The organism is uncultured Campylobacter sp. (assembly GCF_938045405.1).
GTDB lineage: Bacteria > Campylobacterota > Campylobacteria > Campylobacterales > Campylobacteraceae > Campylobacter_B.
This window is the reverse complement of the sequence record NZ_CALIMW010000185.1, coordinates 1-1,845: the sequence shown is the minus strand read 5'-3', so window position 1 is coordinate 1,845 and position 1,845 is coordinate 1. Positions and strand designations below refer to the sequence as shown.

Sequence of the window (1,845 nt, the reverse complement as noted above, 5' to 3'; positions counted from 1 at the left end):
CTCGGTTAAGCAGGCGGGCAAATTTGACGCGGTGGTAGATCTCGCGGCTGAGTTTGAGCGGCCAGGCGGCGCACGAATTTACGCGAGCCTATCTATGCTAGATATGATAACGCCGAGCGCGGACGAGCTGAGGCACGGCGCGGACGAGCTTGAGCGGCTAGTAAAAACGACTCTTGGCGGAGGCGAAAATTTACCGCAAAGGGCGGTGGAAATAGGGTCAAATTTTATCGCCGAAGCAAACGGCTGCGCACACGGGCGAGATTTGAAATTTGACGAGCAAGCGGGCTCGCGGGTAAATTTACAAACGCCCGGCGCGGCGAACAAGCTAGAGATCACCGAGGCGAGACAAACTCCCGCGGGCTCAAACGAACGAGCCGCCGAGCAAAACAGCAAAAGGGTGCTAGTGTGTTGCGCGCTGGGCTACGGCAGGAGCGCGTCGGTGCTGCTCGCTTGGCTTGTGATTTACGTGGGACTAGGATTTGACGACGCGCTAAATTTGCTAAAATCGCGCCGCGAAAAGATCGCCGTCTCTAGCTCACTTCGCGAGCGGATAATGCAGCTAGCAGACGGCACCCGCGAAATTTGAAAGCGAAGTAAAGAAGCGGCAAATTTAAGCGCGAAATAGGCGCAGGCCAAATGTGATCAAGTCCGGTTTGAGGGATTAAATTTAAAAATCTGAAGGCTAGAAACAAGCAGCATTGTAAATTTCTCGGCGAAAATAAACGGAAATTTAACCAAACGCCCAAAATAAGGAGGGAAAATGACGAATGCGGAGCGAGAAAAAGCGGCGCAAGGCGGGGAGCGGGAATGCCGCCAAAGGACGGACGACAGAGCCTTGGCGCTGGTTACGGCTAGGTTTTTAGCGACGCATAGGCTGTTTTTCTTGTTAAATTTGCTTCAGCTAGCCGTCTGCCTTACGATTTTTACGAATTTTGCCGTGATTGCGGGCTTTTTGACGGCCTTTGCGGGGCTATTTTATCTGCACGTTAGGCTGCATTTTGATGCGCTGATTTTTAGAGATTTTGCGGAGGGGAGGCTAGAATGCGGCAAATTTGACGCGGCGCTTTTAGAACTAAATTTAACTAGCAAACCGCCTAAAATCCGCGATATGAAAAGTCGCTGCGCGGGAGCTTTGCGGCTATATAAACTAACGGCTGCGCTTACTTTTATCGTCGCCGTTGTGGCTTTTGCGTGTTACTATCTGAGCTAAATTTGCTTGCCCGCTTAGACGGTTACGGAATGCCGATTTAGACGGCCTCATCGGTTTGGTGCGCAAAATTTAACACTTCTCACTTTTTTCGTAAAAAAATTTCTCATTTTTTACCCTTAAGTGAAAAATGAGAAAATTTGTTGCCGCTAAAATGAGAGCGGGATCGAAAACACTATCATTCTAAATGCAATATACACCTTTAAATAGCTTTTAAAAACATCATTAATATGGTATAGATCGCATAGATTGAGGGTTTAATTTCTTCGTTTTCTAAATATACATAAACGATTGCGGTGCAACGAAATTCGGATACTCCGAGTAAGGACAGATAGGCCTTTGGTATCTTTTTGTCGATTTGATTTTAATAGCAAACCCTACATCTCTGCCGGTAAAATACCTTAAGTACCTATTTTTATCTATGCCTGCATACGTTTGCGTTTTATCCCATAATTTTTCCGGAGTATCCTCTAAAATATCATCGATTATAAATTCTCCAATAATCTTTCCTATTGGTTTCGTGGCATAAACTTTGATCTTATTGACTCTCTTTTTGAAATTTACTTTTCTGAATTCAAATCTTTTTGTTCCGTTGAAGATAGCTTCTGCGAATTCGGGTTTAATCGATAATAATGCGG

Annotated in this window: 3 protein-coding genes; 2 read left to right on the top strand and 1 reads right to left on the bottom strand. The window is 45.7% G+C overall.

Features of this window, described 5'->3' with window-relative positions:
- A partial coding sequence (locus Q0140_RS07050; RefSeq protein ID WP_297963277.1) for a dual specificity protein phosphatase family protein occupies positions 1-586 on the top strand: 586 nt, incomplete at its 5' end.
- Positions 587-760: 174 nt separating this feature from the next.
- On the top strand, positions 761-1,210 hold the full coding sequence (locus Q0140_RS07045) for a hypothetical protein (protein ID WP_297963274.1): 450 nt from the start codon (positions 761-763) through the stop codon (positions 1,208-1,210).
- 270 nt (positions 1,211-1,480) lie between these two features.
- Here the strand turns inward: Q0140_RS07045 and Q0140_RS07040 are convergent.
- The coding region (locus Q0140_RS07040) for an ASCH domain-containing protein (protein WP_297963271.1) at positions 1,481-1,845 on the bottom strand (365 nt) is incomplete at its 5' end.